Source organism: Vulcanisaeta distributa JCM 11217 (assembly GCF_001316005.1).
GTDB lineage: Archaea > Thermoproteota > Thermoprotei > Thermoproteales > Thermocladiaceae > Vulcanisaeta > Vulcanisaeta distributa_B.
In genome coordinates this window covers 293,226-313,062 of record NZ_BBBJ01000001.1, presented here as the reverse complement: position 1 = coordinate 313,062, position 19,837 = coordinate 293,226, and the positions used below count along the sequence as shown (strand labels likewise).

Annotated in this window: 25 protein-coding genes and 2 pseudogenes; 16 read left to right on the top strand and 11 right to left on the bottom strand. The window is 44.6% G+C overall.

Annotated elements, in window-relative coordinates; genetic code table 11:
- Positions 1-204: 204 nt before the first annotated feature.
- The 8 genes from JCM11217_RS01865 to JCM11217_RS12670 all read left to right on the top strand — a co-directional run bounded on the left by JCM11217_RS01865 (position 205) and on the right by JCM11217_RS12670 (position 5,846).
- Positions 205-1,140 (top strand): hypothetical protein, encoded by a 936-nt coding sequence (locus JCM11217_RS01865; RefSeq protein WP_054841908.1) that lies wholly within the window; start codon positions 205-207, stop codon positions 1,138-1,140.
- Between the two features lie 33 nt (positions 1,141-1,173).
- Positions 1,174-1,509, top strand: coding sequence for a hypothetical protein (locus JCM11217_RS01860; RefSeq protein WP_054841869.1), 336 nt, complete (start codon positions 1,174-1,176; stop codon positions 1,507-1,509).
- A 123-nt stretch (positions 1,510-1,632) separates the two neighbouring features.
- Positions 1,633-2,319, top strand: coding sequence for an aldehyde dehydrogenase family protein (locus JCM11217_RS12685; protein ID WP_243678008.1), 687 nt, complete (start codon positions 1,633-1,635; stop codon positions 2,317-2,319).
- Positions 2,320-2,333: 14 nt separating this feature from the next.
- Positions 2,334-3,179 (top strand): aldehyde dehydrogenase family protein, encoded by an 846-nt coding sequence (locus tag JCM11217_RS12680; protein ID WP_243678030.1) that lies wholly within the window; start codon positions 2,334-2,336, stop codon positions 3,177-3,179.
- 129 nt (positions 3,180-3,308) lie between these two features.
- Entirely contained in the window at positions 3,309-3,692 is a 384-nt protein-coding gene (locus JCM11217_RS01850) for a DUF779 domain-containing protein (protein WP_054841868.1), read from the top strand.
- Between the two features lie 62 nt (positions 3,693-3,754).
- Positions 3,755-4,405 (top strand): protein-L-isoaspartate(D-aspartate) O-methyltransferase, encoded by a 651-nt coding sequence (locus JCM11217_RS01845; protein WP_054841867.1) that lies wholly within the window; start codon positions 3,755-3,757, stop codon positions 4,403-4,405.
- A 33-nt stretch (positions 4,406-4,438) separates the two neighbouring features.
- Positions 4,439-5,008, top strand: a complete 570-nt coding sequence (locus JCM11217_RS12675; RefSeq protein WP_243678007.1) for an MFS transporter — start codon at positions 4,439-4,441, stop codon at positions 5,006-5,008.
- 73 nt (positions 5,009-5,081) lie between these two features.
- Positions 5,082-5,846, top strand: coding sequence for an MFS transporter (locus tag JCM11217_RS12670; RefSeq protein WP_243678006.1), 765 nt, complete (start codon positions 5,082-5,084; stop codon positions 5,844-5,846).
- A gap of 47 nt (positions 5,847-5,893) precedes the next feature.
- On the opposite strand, the gene JCM11217_RS12665 is transcribed toward JCM11217_RS12670, so the two are convergent.
- From JCM11217_RS12665 to udp, 3 genes and pseudogenes are all read right to left on the bottom strand, one after another.
- Positions 5,894-6,694, bottom strand: a complete 801-nt coding sequence (locus JCM11217_RS12665; RefSeq protein WP_243678005.1) for a hypothetical protein — start codon at positions 6,692-6,694, stop codon at positions 5,894-5,896.
- Between the two features lie 261 nt (positions 6,695-6,955).
- Complete coding sequence (locus tag JCM11217_RS12660; RefSeq protein WP_243678004.1) at positions 6,956-7,177, bottom strand: hypothetical protein; 222 nt, start codon at positions 7,175-7,177, stop codon at positions 6,956-6,958.
- 163 nt (positions 7,178-7,340) lie between these two features.
- Positions 7,341-8,176 (bottom strand): annotated as a pseudogene (gene udp, locus JCM11217_RS01830) (uridine phosphorylase).
- 52 nt (positions 8,177-8,228) lie between these two features.
- On the opposite strand from udp, the gene JCM11217_RS01825 reads away from it, so the two are divergent.
- The 6 genes from JCM11217_RS01825 to JCM11217_RS12640 all read left to right on the top strand — a co-directional run bounded on the left by JCM11217_RS01825 (position 8,229) and on the right by JCM11217_RS12640 (position 12,925).
- Entirely contained in the window at positions 8,229-9,653 is a 1,425-nt protein-coding gene (locus JCM11217_RS01825; protein ID WP_054841866.1) for a phosphoglucomutase, read from the top strand.
- Positions 9,654-9,705: 52 nt separating this feature from the next.
- Positions 9,706-10,464 (top strand): hypothetical protein, encoded by a 759-nt coding sequence (locus tag JCM11217_RS01820; protein ID WP_243678003.1) that lies wholly within the window; start codon positions 9,706-9,708, stop codon positions 10,462-10,464.
- A 128-nt stretch (positions 10,465-10,592) separates the two neighbouring features.
- Positions 10,593-12,032 (top strand): DEAD/DEAH box helicase, encoded by a 1,440-nt coding sequence (locus JCM11217_RS12655; protein ID WP_243678002.1) that lies wholly within the window; start codon positions 10,593-10,595, stop codon positions 12,030-12,032.
- Positions 12,029-12,292, top strand: coding sequence for a hypothetical protein (locus JCM11217_RS12650; RefSeq protein ID WP_243678001.1), 264 nt, complete (start codon positions 12,029-12,031; stop codon positions 12,290-12,292). Before JCM11217_RS12655 ends, JCM11217_RS12650 begins: the two co-directional genes overlap by 4 nt.
- 43 nt (positions 12,293-12,335) lie before the next feature.
- On the top strand, positions 12,336-12,566 hold the full coding sequence (locus JCM11217_RS12645) for a hypothetical protein (protein WP_243678000.1): 231 nt from the start codon (positions 12,336-12,338) through the stop codon (positions 12,564-12,566).
- Positions 12,566-12,925 carry a DUF1998 domain-containing protein gene (locus tag JCM11217_RS12640; protein WP_243677999.1) on the top strand — a complete coding sequence of 120 codons (360 nt, stop codon included), beginning with the start codon at positions 12,566-12,568 and terminating at the stop codon, positions 12,923-12,925. Before JCM11217_RS12645 ends, JCM11217_RS12640 begins: the two co-directional genes overlap by 1 nt.
- Here JCM11217_RS12640 and JCM11217_RS01810 read toward each other — a convergent pair.
- The 5 genes and pseudogenes from JCM11217_RS01810 to hmgA form a co-directional block, all read right to left on the bottom strand.
- Positions 12,884-13,906, bottom strand: a complete 1,023-nt coding sequence (locus JCM11217_RS01810; RefSeq protein WP_054841865.1) for a flippase-like domain-containing protein — start codon at positions 13,904-13,906, stop codon at positions 12,884-12,886. The genes JCM11217_RS12640 and JCM11217_RS01810 overlap by 42 nt on opposite strands.
- A 49-nt stretch (positions 13,907-13,955) precedes the next feature.
- Positions 13,956-14,222, bottom strand: coding sequence for a hypothetical protein (locus JCM11217_RS01805; protein ID WP_054841864.1), 267 nt, complete (start codon positions 14,220-14,222; stop codon positions 13,956-13,958).
- A gap of 138 nt (positions 14,223-14,360) precedes the next feature.
- Positions 14,361-14,972 (bottom strand): isochorismatase family cysteine hydrolase, encoded by a 612-nt coding sequence (locus JCM11217_RS01800; protein ID WP_054841863.1) that lies wholly within the window; start codon positions 14,970-14,972, stop codon positions 14,361-14,363.
- A 69-nt stretch (positions 14,973-15,041) separates the two neighbouring features.
- The gene (locus JCM11217_RS01795; protein WP_054841862.1) at positions 15,042-15,467 is read right to left on the bottom strand and encodes a hypothetical protein; all 426 of its coding nucleotides are present in this window, start codon (positions 15,465-15,467) and stop codon (positions 15,042-15,044) included.
- A gap of 105 nt (positions 15,468-15,572) precedes the next feature.
- Positions 15,573-16,830, bottom strand: a pseudogene (hmgA, locus tag JCM11217_RS01790) (hydroxymethylglutaryl-CoA reductase (NADPH)).
- A 55-nt stretch (positions 16,831-16,885) separates the two neighbouring features.
- Here hmgA and JCM11217_RS01785 point away from each other — a divergent pair.
- Positions 16,886-18,049, top strand: coding sequence for an acetyl-CoA acyltransferase (locus JCM11217_RS01785; RefSeq protein WP_054841861.1), 1,164 nt, complete (start codon positions 16,886-16,888; stop codon positions 18,047-18,049).
- Between the two features lie 84 nt (positions 18,050-18,133).
- Complete coding sequence (locus tag JCM11217_RS12635; RefSeq protein WP_243677998.1) at positions 18,134-18,346, top strand: OB-fold domain-containing protein; 213 nt, start codon at positions 18,134-18,136, stop codon at positions 18,344-18,346.
- A 98-nt stretch (positions 18,347-18,444) separates the two neighbouring features.
- Here JCM11217_RS12635 and JCM11217_RS01775 read toward each other — a convergent pair whose 3' ends face one another.
- The 3 genes from JCM11217_RS01775 to JCM11217_RS12625 all read right to left on the bottom strand — a co-directional run bounded on the left by JCM11217_RS01775 (position 18,445) and on the right by JCM11217_RS12625 (position 19,794).
- On the bottom strand, positions 18,445-18,786 hold the full coding sequence (locus JCM11217_RS01775) for a hypothetical protein (RefSeq protein ID WP_054841860.1): 342 nt from the start codon (positions 18,784-18,786) through the stop codon (positions 18,445-18,447).
- Between the two features lie 106 nt (positions 18,787-18,892).
- Complete coding sequence (locus JCM11217_RS12630) at positions 18,893-19,258, bottom strand: ATPase domain-containing protein (RefSeq protein WP_243677997.1); 366 nt, start codon at positions 19,256-19,258, stop codon at positions 18,893-18,895.
- Positions 19,231-19,794, bottom strand: a complete 564-nt coding sequence (locus tag JCM11217_RS12625) for an RAD55 family ATPase (protein WP_243677996.1) — start codon at positions 19,792-19,794, stop codon at positions 19,231-19,233. The genes JCM11217_RS12630 and JCM11217_RS12625 overlap by 28 nt, the downstream gene beginning before the upstream one ends.
- Positions 19,795-19,837: the final 43 nt, after the last annotated feature.

Here is a 19,837-nt window from a genome sequence, read left to right as displayed (position 1 = left end):
TTTTAATAATGCATTAAAATTTTAGTTTAATGCTTATCCTTACCTGATGATGAGCCAGGACTTATATGAGCTGTGATTGGGTCTTCTCGCCACTGATGATCAGCTGGCTCATAATTAATCATCAAATCATTAACTTAGCCATCATCACTAGGTAATGCTTAAGGGAAAGGTTTATTAGCTCTTTGGCTTTTTCGTGGCTTGATAATGCCATTTGACAAATTAGGTAAATCGATAAAGGAGACCAATCAATTAATTACTCCGTATTATGAAAACGATGATTACCCAAGAAAAATCATTAGTAAATTATCGAGATTAAGCACGAGCACTAAATCCATCTTTTGTCGGTGGCTTAAGTACGGCTTCATAGAGAGCGTGCAGGCGGAGGTCCTACCAACAGGCACGGTAATAATCACCGACTGGGCCTCCGAAGTTGATTCATTGATTCACGAGCTTATAAGCAATGGAATAGCATTCCTAAATAATGATGGTTATGCCGAGATACCCTCAATGATGTCGCTGGCGGACCAAATAGACCTAGGCCTTGTTTGTGATGGTGATGATGGTTATTCGATTGATGATGGTGAGGTAATATACCCAAGTCCGATGATCATGAGAGTCCCGCATTCTAAGGAAATTGTTGAGGAGCCTTATGATGATTTAGCCCGGTCTATGGCATCCATTATTAAGAAGTTTGATTACTACTTAAGTGGTAAGATAGTTCATGTTGGGGGGGTTAACGTTAGGTCCATTGGTATAATGAACACGATCGTTTTTAGGAGCCCGATTGATATCCTGGTGATAACCAATAACCGCTCATCAATAGCACATAAAATACTGGATCCAAGTAGGACCGTTCATAGAGGCTTATCGGCGTTAGAGAACTACTTAATGGATGGCGTGGACTACGCCGTGCTTATACATAAGTACACGTACTACGAGGTCCATGTAGAGACATTTAATAAGATAATGAGTAGGCAGTACATCAGAGATTCGGGCTTTGCGATTGTTCCTAATGAGCTTGATTACATAATATTCCTCAAATGGCCTAGAATGAATTCATTAATGATGAGGTCACAGAGCATTGCAAGTAGGCATTCATTAATTAATGGCGCGGTTAATTTCATGCTCAATGCCCGTTAAACATTTATTCCACTAATCATTAAGGCTGAGTCAATGTCCTTGGTTTGGGTTTATCATGGTAATGAGTATAGGAGGGTTTCGGACCTAAGCCCTAACCAGGTAATACTAATGATAAATAATGGGTGCGATGGTGTAAGTCAATTGATTAACTACGTAATTAATAATGTGCTTTCAGTGGGTAATTATCGGAGTATAACTGCGAGGATTTATCGAGGCAATGATGAGCATTTAGTACATTTTCTAATTAACTTGTCGAGTGGCTCTGAGGAGGTTATTATTCTGGTATCGAGAAATCCAGCTGATACATTATTCAATTACTATACGTCAGCTTCCTCGGAGAATATTATTGAGTGCAATTATGGTAGATAATGAATTAATTATTTATATTTTGGGTTTATAACTGATAAACGTTATATATAAAATCACTAAATCATTAAATAATGGGCATGGAGAGGCAATACTTATTAATAGGTGCATTATTAATTGCTTCTGATGTCAACGGTATCCTATGGGAAGTTCACCATAGAAATACCTGTTAGAGTTAAGTTGTTTATAGATGGTGAGGAGGTATCCTCAAGCAAGGGTAAGACATTTACCAGGGAGAACCCTGCGCAGTTTGATCAAACAATAGCAATTATTGAGGAGGCCTCCACGGATGACCTTAACAGGGCTGTTGACCTGGCTAGGGAGGTATTTGATAAGGATAAGTATGGTTGGGTCACGAATTATAGGCAGAGACTCAGGATTTTATATAAAACGGCTGAGATACTTAGGGATGAGGCCGAGAGGATAGCCGTCACGGTAGCGCTTGAGAATGGAATGCCGATTAGGCAGGCAAGGGCTCACGTGCTCGCCGCAGCCGAAATCTTCGAATTCTACGCAGGCCTTGCGGATAAGGTCTATGGCGACTCCATCGTCCTTAGTAATGGTAATGTATCATTAATATTTAAGGAGCCCGTTGGAGTTGTCGCTGCCGTATCGCCGTGGAATTTCCCAATGACCCAGGCGGCTAGGAAGATAGCGCCTGCCTTGGCCGCGGGCTGTACCGTGGTATGGAAGCCAGCTAGTTATACTCCAATGAGTGCTATGGAGATTTACAGGGCATTGGCTAAGGCTGGTCTTCCCAAGGGTGTTGTTAATGTGATCTATGGGCCTGGAGCACGGTTGGAAATGAATTAGTTAGGCACCCAAGGATTGATTACGTTAGTTTCACGGGCGAGACTACGACAGGCAAATTAATCATGCAGCAGGCAGCGGCTGGCATTAAGAGGATAGGGCTTGAGCTCGGCGGTAAGAACCCAGCTCTTGTGTTTGATGATGCTAATATTGAGGAGACCGTTAGGGCGATCGTGTTTGGCGGCCTCAGGAATACTGGACAAGCCTGTGGTGCAATTAGTAGGGTCCTTGTTCATGAGAGTGTTCATGAGAAGCTTGTCAATAGGTTAGCTGAGGTCGCCAGGGGCCTCGTCATTGGTTATCCACTTGACGATAATACGGACATGGGACCACTGGTGTCCAAGGCTCAGGAAGAGAAGGTACTTGGTTACATAGACTTTGGCAAGAAGGCTGGATTTAAGGTGGCGCTTGATGGAGGTAAATTAAGCGGTGGCATTTATGACAAGGGGGGGTACTTCGTAAGTCCAGTGATTTTTGATGATGTCGATCCAAAGAGCAGGCTTGCGCAGGAAGAGATATTTGGGCCGGTCATTGCGGTCATACCATTTAGAACTGAGCAGGAGGCCATCGATATAGCTAATAACGTGATTTACGGGCTCACGGCATCCATATTCACCAAGGACCCAGCAAAAGCCCTCAGGGTGGCCAGGAAGCTCCAGGCAGGTACTGTATGGATTAACGACGCATACACACAACCAACAGAAGGCATCTGGGGGGGTGGGTATAAGCAGTCTGGTATTGGTCGTGAACTAGGTCTCTATGGCCTTGAGGAGTTCCTAGAGATTAAGCAGGTATATGTCGATACCACGGGCAGTCTTGATAGGCCGCACTGGAGGACTGTGATGAAGATTGATAAGTTATGATAATTTAGTTTTAAATTGAGCAAAATAAAAATTTTACCTTTATTCACGATTAATTATTGAATATATTTTATTAATTCAGCCATTAAATGGTCAGTAAGATTTTTAAGTTAGACATTCATATGCGGAAATGTGTTGAATGTTAGTGTTGAGTTTGGGGGGGATGATGTTAAGGAGTTGATTAGGAATATGAAGGAGAAGTATGGTGATATTATCATAATTCTTGGGCACGGCTGTTGCTCGCCAACGGAGCCACAGATATATAGGGCTAGTGATTTCATTGTTGGTAGTGATTATGTTGAGGTTGGTAGGGTTGATGGTGTGCCATTTTACATAGAGCGTAACTTAGCCGAGTCCTACAATGGCTGGATACTCACGCTTAAGGTTGAGCCGCTTAATGGTGCTGTTGATGACTCATTCTCGCTTGATGTGCTTGAGGGTGTAAGGTTGAGGCTTGGTTTTAAGGCTATGAAGGTTTCATTATCAAAGAACCTAAGTATGGAGTTTCCTCAATAATGGATTAAGTTATTGAGAAGGGTTAAGAGTTATTAGGATTTTAATACAAAGTAGGTATTGTAATGATTGATTTTGAGTCAGCAAGAAGAAGGCTGGTTAGTATGCTTAAGGACGAGGGAATAATTAAGAGTGATAGAGTTGAGAGGGCCATGCTTAGTGTACCCCGTGAGGAATTCCTACCAAATTACCTAAGGCTTTATGCATATGAAGATACACCACTCGAGGTTATGTATGGCCAAACAATATCGGCACCGCACATGGTAGCCATGATGTGTGAATTACTTGACCTCAAGCCTGGGCTTAAGGTCCTTGAGGTTGGCACTGGTACTGGTTATCACGCGGCAGTGTGTGCTGAGGCTATGGAGAGGAGAGGCACGATATACACTATTGAGTATTACCCAGGGCTTGCCCTTTACGCTACTCAGAACTTGGCTAGGTTGGGTTACCTGGGCATTGTTCATGTGTTTATTGGCGATGGGTCGAAGGGTCTTCCTAAATATGCGCCGTTTGATAGAATATTGGTTACCGCCGCCGCCCCCCCTAAAGTACCGCCTAAGTTATTTGAGCAGTTATCTAGTGATGGTATAATGGTTATACCAATTGAGGAGAGGTTCACTCAGGTGCTCTACGTGGTTACTAAGGAGGATGGTGTGCCTCACATGAGGCCTGTGACCTACGTATCCTTCGTTAAGATGAGGTATAGCGAGGAATAATGCTTTTAATCCGATATTGAAAAATGAATTAACGTGATAAAATTAAGCAGCGGTAGGAAAAGGTTGATATTATTTACGACATCCTTGGCCGCCTTTCAAACGCCATATAACTCAACGGTGCTTTCCTTCATAACGCCAGTATTGGGTAAGTACTTCCACGTACCATTGGATGTTTTAATTTACGTACCAATAATATACCTAATACCATTACCAACATTGATGATAACTCTCGGCAGGTTAAGCGATATTTACGGTAGGGTCAGGATGTTTCGTATAGGCTTCATACTATTCCTAATAGGCTCAATACTTGGTTCAATAGCGCCCAACATTTACATATTAATAATTGCATCGTTAATAATGGGTTTTGGCTCATCAATACTATCGCCAGGCTCCGCAGCTATCGTAAGCCAGGTATTTCCCGAGGGCGAGCGTGGATTTGCCCTTGGCATAAACGCGATGGCGGTATACCTCGGCCTAACCTCGGCTCCATTCTTTGGTGGATTAATAACTCAGTTCCTTGGCTGGAGGTTTGTCCTAGTAATAACGACAATATTAACGGCGATTGGCCTGGTAATATCCTGGTTCTCGATGGGGGGGCATTGAACTTCCTAGGCGTGTTGTAAGGGTTGATTACCTGGGTGCCCTTACCTTCACACTGGCTATTTTATCCGTTGTTATGTACCTAATATTGTCGGCAGTGAGTGGGTGGCTATACTACATATACTTATTAATTATTGGTGTTACATCCCTTGTAGCATTTATAGTGGTTGAGAGAAAGGTCGTAAATCCAATGCTTGACCTCAATTTATTCACACGAAATGTTTCGTTTATGGCTGGAAACGTAACCGCACTGCTTAATTATATTAGTACGTACTCGGTACCATTCCTATTCTCACTATACCTACAGGTCGTCCTTGGCTATAACCCATTCGTCGCTGGGCTGATCCTAGTCTCGGAGCCTGTATTCATGGCTGCATTATCGCCTGTCAGCGGTAAACTCTCTGATAAGTACGGCTCTAGGGAGATAGCGGCGTTAGGAATGGGCTTGATAGGCCTAGCCTTCGTAATGCTCCTATTACTAAATATTAAATATGCCATTTACATAGCTATCTCACTGATGATCCTGGGAATAGGCTTCGGCTTCTTCTCAGCGCCAAACACAAACTCTGTCATGGGCTCCGTCAATCCTGATAAGTACGGAGTTGCCTCAGGCGTTTTGGGCACAATGCGCTTTATGGGCCAGTTACTGAGCATTACCGTGGCCAGCGCGATACTGGTTAGTTACCTGGGTAGGTACGCAAGTCTTTACTTATTCACGGGCATAATGTTGGGTAATATCACGGTATATCAGTCATTCATTACTGGATTAAAAGTCGTATTAATAATATCCGCAATACTTAGCTTTATTGGAGTATACACATCGTTGTTACGTGAGAAGTAAGTCCGTTATTTTATCATGGTGGTTTTAAATAATAATCACGTATTCACTCAGGGTAATAACCATGATAATTTCTTAACCCTGATAGCAAGTAACATCAGTACTAGGTATATTAAACCGCCTATTAAAGCCCCGGTATACTCTGGCGGTACGTACTTTGGAAATGCCGTTGGGATAGCGATGGGTAGGTAATTCATCAGCACACTACCGACTATGAAGGATATTATTGCGGCTATTCCAATATGTCTCAGAGGTTCCCTCGGTATGTCATAGAAATACCTCTTTACATCATCTAGTGTACGTACATTTTTCTTCAACCTTAAGTACCAATCAAAGATTAGTATAAATGTTAATGGAAATATGGTTAACCCTACAAAGTTAAGGAAGCTCTCTATTAGTGATAGAATCCATATTGAGACTATTATCGACGCTATACCAAGTATCAATATTGCCACAGGCTGTGTTAACCTAGCCCTAAACTCACTTCTGAATCTCCTTATTACTGGGTCTATAGCGACGAGCAGGTCTATGGCAGATGGATAGAGATTCATCGCATTAGTATGTATTATCGCCAGTGATGCTCCAAGGGCTGCTATTAAAACCCAGATTGGCGTTGACGGTGGAAATGATAGGGCCGCAACATTCCAATTATTGGCATAGTATTGGCCGGCGAAGCCCAGGATTCCCATTAGGTATATTGGAACTATGATACCTATCGGCGTAGCTAAGCCATAGAGTATATCGACTTTATTAGATGGTCTAGCAAACCTGGACGTCGTTGACGTCTTGTAAGCCCAGGATAAAGCACCGAACGCGAGCATTAGGTCTATGGCGGCGCCCCCACTGGGCATTTGAGCTTGGTGATGTTGACCAAAGGGTTGCCCATGAGACATGGTACTGGGTAACTAGGTAATACGTGAGTACTGCGTAACTTATTAATAGAATTATCGAGGTATACCTGTAGAAGTACTCCAGCCACTTAAATCCGAGTAGTACCAAGAATATCTGTATTGCGCCCATTATTATGTACCAATACATAATTGGCGTGTGAGTCACTGCCGAAAGTATTTCTGAACCTACGGCGTTGTTAAGGGCGAACCACCCAATATTAATCACGGTATACAATAATGATAGTGCCTGTGCAGTACCATAACCAAAGGTTTTTCTGGCGACACAAGGGCTGTCAATGGTATTTGCCTACCCATTTCTGAGAAGAGTAGTGTGGGTATTACGCCTAGTATGAAGGCGAAGGTTATCGCTATCAACATGCCCCTAAGACCCAGGTTAAAGAGTAGGTAACCAGCAAGGGGCGTCGCTGCTGATGCGGATGCCATGGCCCAGAATATAAATAGATTATAGGCTCTATACCTCCTTAGCTAGATGGTATTGGAAGCACGCCTATGGTCTCTAATTCCTTACCAAACCTACCAAATTCGGGCAAACCCTTAGCCAACTCCTCGAGTTTCCTCTCATCGAATTCCTCAAGGACCATGATGATCACCTCTTAATCCACTCCTTAATCACATTCATTGTTAGGTACTTAAGACCCATGTTAGACTTGATAGTGTCCCATTCATAGAGTATCCTAACGGCCTCATTAGCAACTTTAATCGCATCATCAACTCCTGCATCAGGTATAAATTCATTGGTCTTCCTATTGGCTATGACTGCCATAATACCACCGGCCCTTGCCCCCCCATGTACATTGGCTATTGTGTAAATGGTTGCAGCTCCATCTCAAAGTTGAGCACGTTCATTGAGGATAACGTATTAATGATGTCCCTTGACCAGGGCGGTTGGTAGTCTCTGAATCCCGGTCTGCCCTGGCCTACATAGAAGTCCGCTGTCGATGCCGTTAATCCAACGTGATATTTAACGCCGAGCATTTCTGCGGCTGTTATGAGGGCCAAGACCACGTCGTAACTGGCCACTGCCGGGTACTCGGGCATTGCGTAGGCGTTACTCGCTCCGTCAAATCTAACGGCGCCTGTGTTAATAATGACATCACCAACCCTAATCCACTCGTGTAATGCTCCGGTCGTGCCAACCCTAATAAAGGTGTTTGCACCAAGGGTGAGTAATTCCTCAATGGCTATTGCCGCCGCTGGTCCGCCAATGCCAGTGGATACCGCCGATATTGGGGCACCCTTGTAAGTTCCTGTGTAAGTTACGTACTCTCTGTGCGTTGCCACGGCACGGGCAGAATCCCAGTACTTGGCAATCCTGGGTACCCTGTCAGGGTCACCTGGTGTTAATACGTATGGCGCTACATCACCAGGACCAGCCATTAAGTGGTACACCTTTGTACCCACCGTTGGTCTTAGTGCAGACATTAATCAATGAGCGATAGTAATTTTTAAAGAATTACCTACCAATATAAGTAAAATGGGCCAAGGATCAGCATTTCGATTTGGGACCGATGGTGTACGCGGAATAATTGATAAGGATTTTAATGAAAGACTCGTGGCTATACTCGCGGAGTCCACGTTTCGTTATTGGTCACGTAAGTACGGGTTAAAGAAGTTGTTAGTTGGTTATGATGTTAGGAGGAAGTCCAGGGATTATGCGAATGTGGTTGCCAGCGTAGCTGTTGAGCATGGGATTGACGCGGTAATTACTGAGAGACCCACGCCAACCCCCCCCGTGGTTGCCTGGTTTGGTTCTCGCTTTGGTTTTGATCTCACGATTCAGATTACCGCGAGCCACAACCCGCCAATGTACAATGGCTTCAAGGTAATAACGAATAAGGGATCACCAGCACCTGATGATGATACGAACGAAATAGAGAGGTTATATAGCCAGGAATGGCAGGATATTGATAGATTTGTGTCGAGCATTAGGGTTATGAAGCCTCAATTAATTGATCCAAGTTCTCATTACGTGGATCACGTGATTAATGATGTGCTTAGGATGTTTAAACCGAGAAGTAGGTTGAGGGTTATTGTTGATCCCTTATTTGGTACGGCTATTAACTATACGTCTAAGGTACTTAGGGAGTTGGGTATGGATGTTGTTGAGGTTCATAATAGCTACGACCCAAGCTTTGGTGGTAGGAATCCTAATCCAGAGCCCGAGAATATTCGTGACACGATTCAGGAGGTCATGAGTAAGGGTTATGATATTGGTATTGCGCATGACTGCGATGCTGATAGAATAGCAGCGATTGACCCTTCGCATGGTTACTTAAGCCCGAATAACGTGATAACAATCGTACTTGAGCACTTAATGAGGAGAGGGTTTGTTAAGAAGGGCGTTGTTAGGGCTGTGTCTACGACGCACATCGTTGACTTCATAGCTGGTAAGTATGGGGGGGTTAGAGTTTACGAGGTTCCTGTGGGCTTCAAGCACTCAGTTAAGTACTTAATTAACGGTGATGCCGAGGTTGCTGGTGAGGAGAGTAGTGGTTTGGCTTACTCATGGCATGTGCCTGACAAGGATGGCATATACACAGCGGCTTTATTAACGGCGATAGCCTCTGAGTATGGTAACCTGGTTGATGTGTTTGACGGAATAATTAGGGAGTACGGCAGGTCATTCTATAGGAGAGTTGATGTGCCGTTTAGTGATGGTAAGGAGTTCGTGAGCAGGAATAGGGAGGTAATCATTGATAGGCTTCGTGAGCTGGGTAGTGTTAAGCAGGTAATAACCATTGATGGCGTTAAGGTCGTCTTTAACGATGGTTCCTGGGTCCTAATCAGGGGGGGTAGCGGCACTGAGCCTATTATTAGGATTTACGCGGAGGCATTCTCGGAGGATAGGTTGAGGCAGGTGATTGATTACGCGGTTTTATTGATAAAGTCCCTGGGTTAGTGCCGTAATGTTAATAGCAAGGTTAATAATGGTGTGGTGCTAACTTCGTCATGTGAGGATACTCATTAAGTGGTGTGGACTGCCATGGTGCATGTTCGCCGGCTCCTGGTTATTTGAGGGTTTGAATGTAGTTAAGTATGTTAGGGATGCCACGCCGGTAGCACCGCCTGAGCCCATAGTTGAGTTGAGTAATGTTAATGGTGATGTGCTTAGGCAATTACTAGGTAGGCTTAGGCAGTTAATATCATTGGCCAGTGCGGTTGCATGGGCCAAGAGGGTTGGCCTTAGGGTCTTTATCTATGGTTCAGCAATGCCTGACCCGGTCAATGACTTTATTAGGGCTTCGTTGGCTGGCGGTGCTGATGGTATATTAGTTGATGATTTCATAAGTATCAATAGCGATTTAATTGATGTTATTCACGTCAATCAGAGGGTTAGTAATGATTCCGTGAACTACGTAATTGTGAGTCCTGATAAGCCTTATCAACAGTCTGTTAGGGCTTATGGCGTTATCATTAAGGATGTGGTTATTGATACTGACTGGCTATTACGCGTTAGGGATAGGCTTAGGTCAATTTATGGTAGTAGGGAATTCCTGGTAATGCTTGATAATTCATTACTAAGGAGGGAGATTATTGAGAAATTGCAGGATGTTGCTGATGGCATTGTGATTACGGAGGTGCCAAGCCTCGTATCGCTGGACTTTGATGAATACAGAGCGTTTAACGTGTTTAGATGCGTTAATTGCTATATTGACTTTGAGACTGAGGATGAGATGAGGAAGTGCCCCCCAGGTGTGGTAATAGATTGAGACCCGTGATTAAGCATTGGGATAAGTTTACCGTGATGGAGCCTAAGGTGTTGAGGTTGAAGGCAGGTGATGAAATTAAGTATATGCGATTAAACCCACCCAAAGTTATTAATTACTAAGGCGATTTAGTGGCACTTAGTGCAATGATTAGGGGGGGCGATAGGCTCGTAGTTGCCAAGTACATGCTTGAGGATGATTTCATCGGCGAATTAGGTAGTGATAGGGCTAGGATTATCCTCTATGTGCATGAGGATAAACCCTCAGAACCTAATTACGGCCCATCAGTCGAATCCCTGGACCTACCGAGGGAGTTAATAAATAGGTTGAGGGATCTCGGGATTGATAGACTTTACGACTTTCAATGGGAGTCTTATCAATCAATTATCAATGGTAATAACACGGTCATAATGGCTGGTACCGGCGTTGGTAAGACCGAGGCATTCCTACTGCCGTTAATAACGATGATTAGTAAAGAGGGTGTTAAGGCAATAATTATGTACCCAACAAAGGCCCTTGCCAGAGACCAACTACTAAGGATGCAGAGGTACTTTACGGCCATCAATGTTTCCGTAATGCCGTATGATGGCGACACACCCAGTGATATTAGGTCTCGGATATACTCCTCACCACCTGACATACTCATCACAAACCCTGACATGGTTAGTGAGGCATTAACCCACGTCAGTAAGTTCAGGGATTTACTCCGTAATTACAGGGTAATCGTGTTAGATGACTTTCACGTCTATAATGGGGGGGTCTTTGGCGCTCACGTCCATTATGTTCTTAAGAGGATGAGAAGGTTCACCAGGGATTACCAATTCATTGTTTCCACGGCCACTGTTGGAAACCCAGTTGATTTTGCCAGGGAGTTGCTTGGCGTTGATGATGTTAGGCTGATCAGAGGTCCCGAGGGTAGGAGGGGGGGCTTGGTTAGGCATGTCCTAGTTAGCCCGATAAGTAGGGGGGGTAGGCTTGCTGAGGCTGCTGAGTTGGCTAGGGTATGTGTTAGAAGGGGTATGAAGTGCCTCGTCTTTGCTGATAGCCACAGGTTTGTTGAGTTGATTAAGAGGTTTGTTGATAGGGCTGGGTTCGGCGATAGGGTTAGGGTTCATAGGGCTGGACTCACAATCGAGGAGAGGCATGAGGTTGAGGATGGGTTTAGGGAAGGCAGGTACCTAGTGCTCCTAACAACACCAACACTTGAGATGGGTATTGACGTTGGTGATGTCGACGTCGCAGTCATGGCCACAATACCGCCCAGCTACTCGAAGTACCTGCAGAGGAGTGGTAGAGTTGGTAGGAGAGGTCAAAGGGCCTATGTGATTCAGGTCCTTGGAGATGATCCAATGAGTACATACTATAGTTCAAATCCACGTGAATTCTACATGAGGAGGCCCGAGGATTTATACGTTGAATGGAGGAATGACGAGATAGCCAAGAGACACTGCCTATTGATGGCTTATGAGAGGCCCGTGAGGAGCGGCTCAGTGGATATCTACTGTGAGGAGATTCTTAAGTCCCTGGTTAGTGAGGGCTTGGTTGAGGTTAGGGTAATTACTACGTCGTGAGTGATAAGGGACGCGAGGTTGTTAAGGCAATACATGGTATTAGGGGTATTGGCGATGTTGTGAAAATCATTGAAGGTAAAAAAGTCATTGGTTATAGGGAATTGCCTATGGCGCTGAGGGAGCTTCATGATGGTGCTATTTACCTGCATGGTGGTAGGGTCTACGAGGTTTACAAACTCGACTTAGGTAGTAGGACTGCCCAAGTGAGGAAGTTGCCGGGGGGATTACGATTTCTACACAACGGCGCTATATACCTCTGAACCTAGGATTGAAGAGGTCCTTGAGGAAGGTTTCATAAAGTCAATGCCTTATCAATACGTCAGGTTAGCAATTAAGGAGGTGGTCCATGGCTACGTGGTTAAGAGGTTCAGCAATGGTGAGATTGTCGAGAGGAGGGAATTCAATGCGCCATTCACATATGAATTCAGGACAAAGGGCATTGTTATTTATGCGCCCTTCATAACCTTCAGCCCATTCGAGAATGTAGATGTTGTTGAGAGGGGGGGAGGGCTTACCATGCGGCTGAGCACATAATGATAATGGTTGGTGAGAATGTGGTTGGGGGGGCAGGGCCAACGGATCTTGGCGGCATTTCATACCCAACTGGGCATATAATAATCTATGACTCATACCCAGGCGGTTCAGGTACTGCTAGAATGCTCCTTAAGAGGATTGATGACGTACTTAGAATATCCCTCGAAGTATTGACGCATTGTACATGCACTGATGGCTGTCCTAAGTGCGTTTACTCGCCTTACTGCGGTAATGACAATCATTACCTATCAAGGAGGAATGCAATAAAGGTCATTGACGCAATAATCAGGGGGGGTGCATCGTCAAGAGTCACTGAACTACCTACCGGAGGTCCTATGATTAGTGTTTATCATCGTTAATTTCCTGGATATACTGAGGAAGGCCGGCATGAGTATTATCAATGGTATGATGTACGTTATCACCCTAAACCAAACATCATACACCAGGTAATAATTACCAAGCCCAAGACTATTCAACACATATAAATTCGCGAGTTCCCCCCCAATACCTGCCGAACCAGGCAGTATTGATACGTATGTGAGTACTATATACGAGGATGAAATTAAGATTCCCGTCAACATGCCTATGCGAACACCAAAGGCGTAGAATATCAGCATTACATTAAGTCCTGACAGTATCCATTGAATTATCGATATTATGAAGATCACTAAGTAGTCAATTAATGAGAGCTTAAGGCCGTAAACCTCACCCTCATTTATTAATATGAAATTGCTCGCGAAATTTACCCGTGAATTAATGAATCTGAACAATCGCTCTATGTATTTGCCAAGTCTTGCGCTCACTATTGCTATGAATAATACTACGTATGCTATGAGTAGTATTAATGCCATTATAAGCGCTATGTAGGGAACCACCACTAAACTGAGTAGGTAAAGAATGATTATGATTGATGTCAGCGTTATCGTATCAACGGTATAACGAAGAACAATACCCTCAGTAGCCCTGGTGGTTGGCAAGCCCTTAAATGTTAGATAGGCTATTGAAATCGCCTCACCACCTATGTAAAATCCTGGTACGAGTAGTGACGTGAATGTTTGCGCAGCAGCTATCTTAATAAGTTCCGTAGTCCCTACCCTATAACCCATGCCCCCCCTATTAAATATTATACTAAGTCTAAGGCCAATAAGTGATAATTGGACTAGGTATATGAGCTCGGAAATTACCAGGTAGAGTGGGTACTTCGGAGACTCATACCTGGCACTTGCTAACCCTGATCTTACCAATATAATTATTGTTGCCACTATAACAACTATGGAAATCGCTATGAATATCGCATCCCTACGCCAATCCTCACCACTAATATTGCTGTGCCCTCTCAATCTAATCCTTGATTAATTACCTACCGTTTTAAAGACTTTCACACAAAACCTAATCCCTAATGTAATTCTTAGCAGTAGACTCAACACTCTGCCACACCATGTCGAAACACCCAATAAACATTAACCTAGGCACATCACTGTCCAGTGATTTATTAACGCAATCAACGAAGTCGGGAGGAATGGCATTTACGGCGTCGTGAATTATCTTTATTCTCTCACCAAAGTCAATACTCCTTAAGGAATTAATCCAGTGGGAGTCGCTGTAAAGCAGGAACTTAATTATATCCTCAATCTTAACGTCAGACTCCTTATTCATCTATTTCTCCTTATTTTTACCTCTATTTAAATTTTTCTCAAAATAAAGAACGTAAATTAAAGTTATAAATCAAAGTGAATTCTCGATATTGGGTAATAATATTAAAAATTAATTAGGATTTACATCGACTATATTTGTTCACGCGAATTTAATGCCATCAACCTTAGTGAGTGTGCCATTATATAGGAATGATACTTGCCTGAGCGCAGCGTAGTAATCAAACTCATTTAGTGCGGAGATTCCGTCGATTGGTACGACTACGTTGTACCAATTAAGTGCGGCACTACCTGCAGTGTGTAGTACGCATATGTTAGCTACGGTACCCACTATCACGAGGTTAGTCGCATGAACGACATTCCTAAGCACATAATCGAGGTCTGTGCCAAAGAATGCATCATATCTACGCTTCCTTATTACTATGTCATCAGGCATGGGCTTAAGCTCGTCAATTATCTCGGCACCCCACGTATCCATTACGCAGTGCTCACCCCAAATCCTAAACTCTGGGTCATTTTTGAAGTGCCAGTCCTGGGTGTATATTATGGGTACATTGGCATCCCTAGCCTTCATAAGTAGCTTCCTTATCGCAGGTACTGTGGCTTGCGCCGTCGGCACGTAAAGCTTCCCATTTGGTTTTACGAAGTCATTCTGCATATCAACAACTATAACGGCGGTGCTTGAGGCCGGTAATGAGACCTCCTCCTTAATCTCTATTTCAGGTACTTTAACCGTAGCTGTTACCTTCGACATCAATCCAGGATGGATTAATACCCTTATATATTTGAGGCGGCAATTTTTTACCAAAATACTGCGTTGATTTTAAATCATCCTTTGAACTTTAAGCATGAACTGCTTAATCTTTGACATCACGTTCTCAACGTGCCAAACAGGGTTTACGAAAACCATCAACCAGCCCTTAGACCCCCCCATTTCGAAGAAGGCAATTTTGAAGTTTGAGAAGCGAATTATGAGGTATTGATATGAACCAAGGAGGTCATCATTGATTTTAGCGGTATGATCGACGAACTCTATGAGGGAGAGGAGGTTTTTAAGGGATTTAACGGTGAGGGTGTTTGGGATGTGATAAATGATGGGGGGGATGCCATTTGAATCAATAATAGCGGCGCCAATAATTACTTCACCGTCTATTAGCTCGCTAAGCATTATCCGCTTAAGCTCGGTTTGAAGCGTCTTCTCAACGACCTTTTTATCGGGAGAAACATAAATTACCAAACTAATCCCCACAGTATTGCTAGCGCAACTCTTTATAAGCCTTATCGCTTCAATTTATGTACTATAGAGAGTACGTAGGAATATGTAGATAAAAATAGATTTATAATACCTAAAACCCTACGCACTACTTCTCTTGCCAGCCCTACCAAGCATTTCATGAGCTCTAGCTAACTCATCCCTCGCTAAGGCAAGCACCAGGTTAACCTCGCCAGCAAGTACGGCTGCAGCCACTATCTCTGCAAACTTAAGTGCGTTCGTACCGGGAGGATTCCCTGAGCCATAAACACCAAGCATTTGAAGAACCTCCCTCTGTGTTGGTAATCCGGTGCCGCCGCCGACGGTGCCAACCTCGAGACTCGGCAATGTGACTGATACGTAGAGGTCACCATTATCGAGAGGTTCCATCCAGGTAATACCCATGCTAGACTCAACGACCTGAGCCACGTCCTGACCCGTGGCTATGAATATAGCTGCAATTATATTAGCGAAGTGGGCGTTGAAGCCATATGAGTGAGCTAACGCGGAACCAAGCAGGTTTTTCCTATTATTGACCTCGGCCACATCCTCCGCAGTGACACCCCCCCACTTCTCCAGGGTGCTTCTCGGTATTACGACCTCGCTGATCACGGTCTTACCCCCTACCGAGTAGGAAGTTTACAGCGTTGGCCTTCTTATCTACGCACATATTGCCACTAAGTGCGACTAGGCGCGCCCTTGGGAAGTTGCTGAGTATGTACTTAACGGCCTTGTCGGTGGCTATTGTAACCATGTTCATGCCCATTGCATCCCCCGTCGTGAACTTAAACCTAAGCCAAACATTATTACCAACAATGAATGGCTGAATACTAACCAGTCTTGCATGCCTACTGGTGGATTCAGCCACGCTCTTCACCTCATTAAAATGCTCATTAACCCAGTTAACGAGTTCAACAGCATCAATAATGCTTGGTACGGCTATTACGGGGGGGGCCCTAGTCATGCCATCATTAATGACCTTACTCCTAGCACCACCTGACTCAGTGACGATCTTAGCACCTCTATTCACGGAAGCCACTAGTGCGCCCTCCGTGGTCGCCAGCGGTATGTAGTAAAGTCCATTGGCGTAATCACCAATCACGCGCAGTGGTCCAGCGATGCCTATTGGTACCTGCGCAGCACCTATCGTATTTTCTATATTTCTACCAACCACAGTGTTAAAGTCTATGACTGTCTTACCCACATTCTCAAGCTTCACATTGACCTTGCTCTCGATGTATCTCCTCCTAATCTCCGTTGCTTTGTTTGAATCATTGAAGAGTTTGTCTAGTTCGTGGAGTTTCAATTCGCCTCTATCAATCTTTGCGAATACGTCCTCAAGGCTTATTTCCTCAACCATTATATGGGCTATATCCAGGGAATATTTAAAAACTTCACATTTATGGCAACTGCTGGTGTTTAATACGACAGAAGTATATGTCGTAGCGCACTCCCTGGTACCTGGCGGTAGGCATTATGAGAAGGGGGGGTTGAAGGAGCTATTCGCTGAGGCCTTCCTAAAGGTCCTTGATCAAGTAGGCAATACTAACCTTGGCGCCATATACGTGGCCAATGCCTTCTCAGAGGTGCTCCAGGACCAAAGTGTGTTAGGTGCCTATCTGGCGGATTATGTTGGGCTCAGGAGAATACCTGCCATTAGGATTGAGAGTGGTGATGGATCAAGCGGCATTGCTGTCCTAGAGGCCTATAACATGGTTAAGGCGGGCATTTATGATTGCGTCGCAGTTGTCGGTGTTGAGAAGATGCATGATGTGGTTAATGTTAAGTTGAATAAGGCATTATCAACAATCACTGACTACGAGTATGAGGGCTTCTTTGGCGTAACGCCAGCCGCCCAGGCGGCGATGGCGATGAAGGAGTACATGATTAAGTATGGCTATGACTATGAGGATCTGGCGATATGGCCAATAAAGATGCATGAGCGAGGCAGCAAGAACCCACTCGCGTACATGAAGAAGCAAGCATCGCTTAAGGATGTACTTGAATCGGAGGTCGTTGCCGACCCACTGAGACTTTATGATGTTGCACCTGCCGTGGATGGTTCAGCCGCAGTCATACTATGCAATAAACCAATTAAGAGTGACGCTGTGATTAGGATTGATGGTATTGGCGTTGGCGCCTACGGGACATACCTAGGCCAGAGGGATTCATTAACCGAGCTTTACTCTGTTAGGGATGCCACCAATATGGCCCTTAGGATGGCTCACGTTTCAATAAGCGACATAAACCTTGCTGAGGTTCACGACACATACAGCATACTCGGCATGCTGGCGCTGGAGTCCATGGGTCTCGTGAGGCCTGGTGAGACGCCGAGACTTCTATCTACGGGTGCCTTAGACGCGGGTAATAAATTAGTTGTTAATGCAGGTGGTGGACTTAAATCCATGGGATTTCCAGGGGGGGGTGCGTCGGGTATGTATGAATTGGCATTAATGGTTATGGAGCTAATGAATGCGAAGCCCTTTGAATCGCTGGGCAGGGCTGAGTTGGGAATTGTTCAAGACATGGCTGGCTTCGATTTAGTATCAACATCGATAATCCTCAGGAGGGTGAGCTGACATGGTTGACCAGAGACTATCCATACCAAGGTACTGGAGAAGGATGCCTCAGTACTATAGGCTCGAGGGTGTCCAATGCGTTAAGTGCGGGCGCATATACTTCCCGCCAAGGCTGTGTGTGAGTGCGGTTCCAGGGAGTTTAAGCCATACCCATTACCAAGCACGGGCAAGCTCGTAAACTTCACAGTACTTTACTCAGTGCCTGTCGAGTTTGAGAAGATGAAGCCGTTGGTAATAGGCATAGTGGATCTTGGTGGCGTTAAGGTTGTTGGTCAGATAGTGGATTGCATGGACTGATAAGTTAAGTCCTGGCATTGATGTTGAGGTCGTGTTTAGAATGGTTAAGATGGATGGCACGTACGGCCTGATAAACTACGGCTATAAGTTCAGGCCGCTCAATAATTGCTAAATCTTCTAAGGATCAAAACCCTCACATTAAACGCCCTCCTAATCCAATCACACGAATCCTCATTATTATTCTCCACACAGAGTATGTATGACCTGGCGATAAATGCCAGGTCCGCCAGAAAGCTTGCCGTTACGTAATCCTGAGCCTTCAATGCGCGGGTCATGTTATCAATAATCACTGAATACGTAGAATCAGGCCTTACGAGATCTTCGTCAATACCCATTAGGTAATTCCCATTTATATGCAGATCTCCTCTGGCGAGCCTAACGTATTGGTAATACGACACCGCAGCAGATATCGTGCTACCTGGGTCATTACCATTGACCACATCTAAGTAGGGCTTGGCATACTCACCGCATGCATTAATCTATTTACCACGTTCTCCCTGCTACCACCGTTTAATAAGGTCCATAGAAACTCCTCCATTGCCATTATTACTTCTTGGCTACAGTTATTCCTCCCCCACTTGATTCCTGCTTACCTGCATACTCATCAAACCACTTCTTCAACTCCTCAATGCTAGGCTCTATAAGTGTTAATCCTCTGCCAGGCTCTATCTCATACCTCATTGCCTTCCTATAATGATTCGTGAGCCTAGCTTTCTTAATGATGAGCCACCTCTCAATCTCCTTCTTCTTCTCAGGCTGTTCAATCCACATGTGTATTATTGCATCGGCGATGTGCTCTGCGCCGAACCCGAAGGTCATGCCCGTGGTTGGTGCAAATTGATTAGTCATTATTACAGTAACATTACTCCTATACAGCCTCTGCCTTAATCGATACGTGATGAGCCTAGCCATTGCCGGCGCATGAGCCACATGGGAGCCAGGGAATCAATAATGACTAGGACATCCTTAGTCACCTTGCCCTCCTCACTCACGCCAAGGACCTCGTAAGCCTTCTCTATTGAGGCCATTACAACCTCCATACTCAGTGGTGACTTAGCCTTGGACTTACCCTCCTCTTCCTCACTCGCCTTGAGTAGTTCCCTGTATTGCCTGGCAAGTCCGAATAAGTCAATAACGACTAGGTTCGTCTTGACGTCCTTAACCTTACCAGCCAATACATCGGCAAGGCTAACAGCGTCGCTGAGGTCAATACCGAACTGCCTAGCCTGCCTAACAACGTCGAAAAACCTGGTCTCCGTGGAGACGAAGACCACGGGCATGGCATCCACATTGGCCCCCCCAGCCGCCTGTATCGTGAGTATTGACTTACCAACGCCAGGTTCACCAGTCACCAGTAGCCAATTACCCCCCCTTGGCACACCACCAAGCATTGCGTAATCAAGCCAATCAACCCCCCCAAGGCTAATCCTCCTTATCGCGCTAGACATTGAGGAAAAAGACAATACTAAATTTAAAAATCATTTTATAATG

Coding starts and splice junctions, on each gene's coding strand:
- JCM11217_RS01865 (WP_054841908.1), top strand. CDS start 205: ATGCCATTTGACAAATTAGGTAAATCGATAAAGGAGACCAATCAATTA.
- JCM11217_RS01860 (WP_054841869.1), top strand. CDS start 1,174: ATGTCCTTGGTTTGGGTTTATCATGGTAATGAGTATAGGAGGGTTTCG.
- JCM11217_RS12685 (WP_243678008.1), top strand. CDS start 1,633: ATGTCAACGGTATCCTATGGGAAGTTCACCATAGAAATACCTGTTAGA.
- JCM11217_RS01845 (WP_054841867.1), top strand. CDS start 3,755: ATGATTGATTTTGAGTCAGCAAGAAGAAGGCTGGTTAGTATGCTTAAG.
- JCM11217_RS12670 (WP_243678006.1), top strand. CDS start 5,082: ATGTACCTAATATTGTCGGCAGTGAGTGGGTGGCTATACTACATATAC.
- JCM11217_RS12665 (WP_243678005.1), bottom strand. CDS start 6,694: ATGCCCAGTGGGGGCGCCGCCATAGACCTAATGCTCGCGTTCGGTGCT.
- JCM11217_RS12660 (WP_243678004.1), bottom strand. CDS start 7,177: ATGGCATCCGCATCAGCAGCGACGCCCCTTGCTGGTTACCTACTCTTT.
- JCM11217_RS01825 (WP_054841866.1), top strand. CDS start 8,229: ATGGGCCAAGGATCAGCATTTCGATTTGGGACCGATGGTGTACGCGGA.
- JCM11217_RS12645 (WP_243678000.1), top strand. CDS start 12,336: ATGCCTTATCAATACGTCAGGTTAGCAATTAAGGAGGTGGTCCATGGC.
- JCM11217_RS12640 (WP_243677999.1), top strand. CDS start 12,566: ATGATAATGGTTGGTGAGAATGTGGTTGGGGGGGCAGGGCCAACGGAT.
- JCM11217_RS01805 (WP_054841864.1), bottom strand. CDS start 14,222: ATGAATAAGGAGTCTGACGTTAAGATTGAGGATATAATTAAGTTCCTG.
- JCM11217_RS01800 (WP_054841863.1), bottom strand. CDS start 14,972: ATGTCGAAGGTAACAGCTACGGTTAAAGTACCTGAAATAGAGATTAAG.
- JCM11217_RS12630 (WP_243677997.1), bottom strand. CDS start 19,258: ATGGCTAGGCTCATCACGTATCGATTAAGGCAGAGGCTGTATAGGAGT.
- JCM11217_RS12625 (WP_243677996.1), bottom strand. CDS start 19,794: ATGTCTAGCGCGATAAGGAGGATTAGCCTTGGGGGGGTTGATTGGCTT.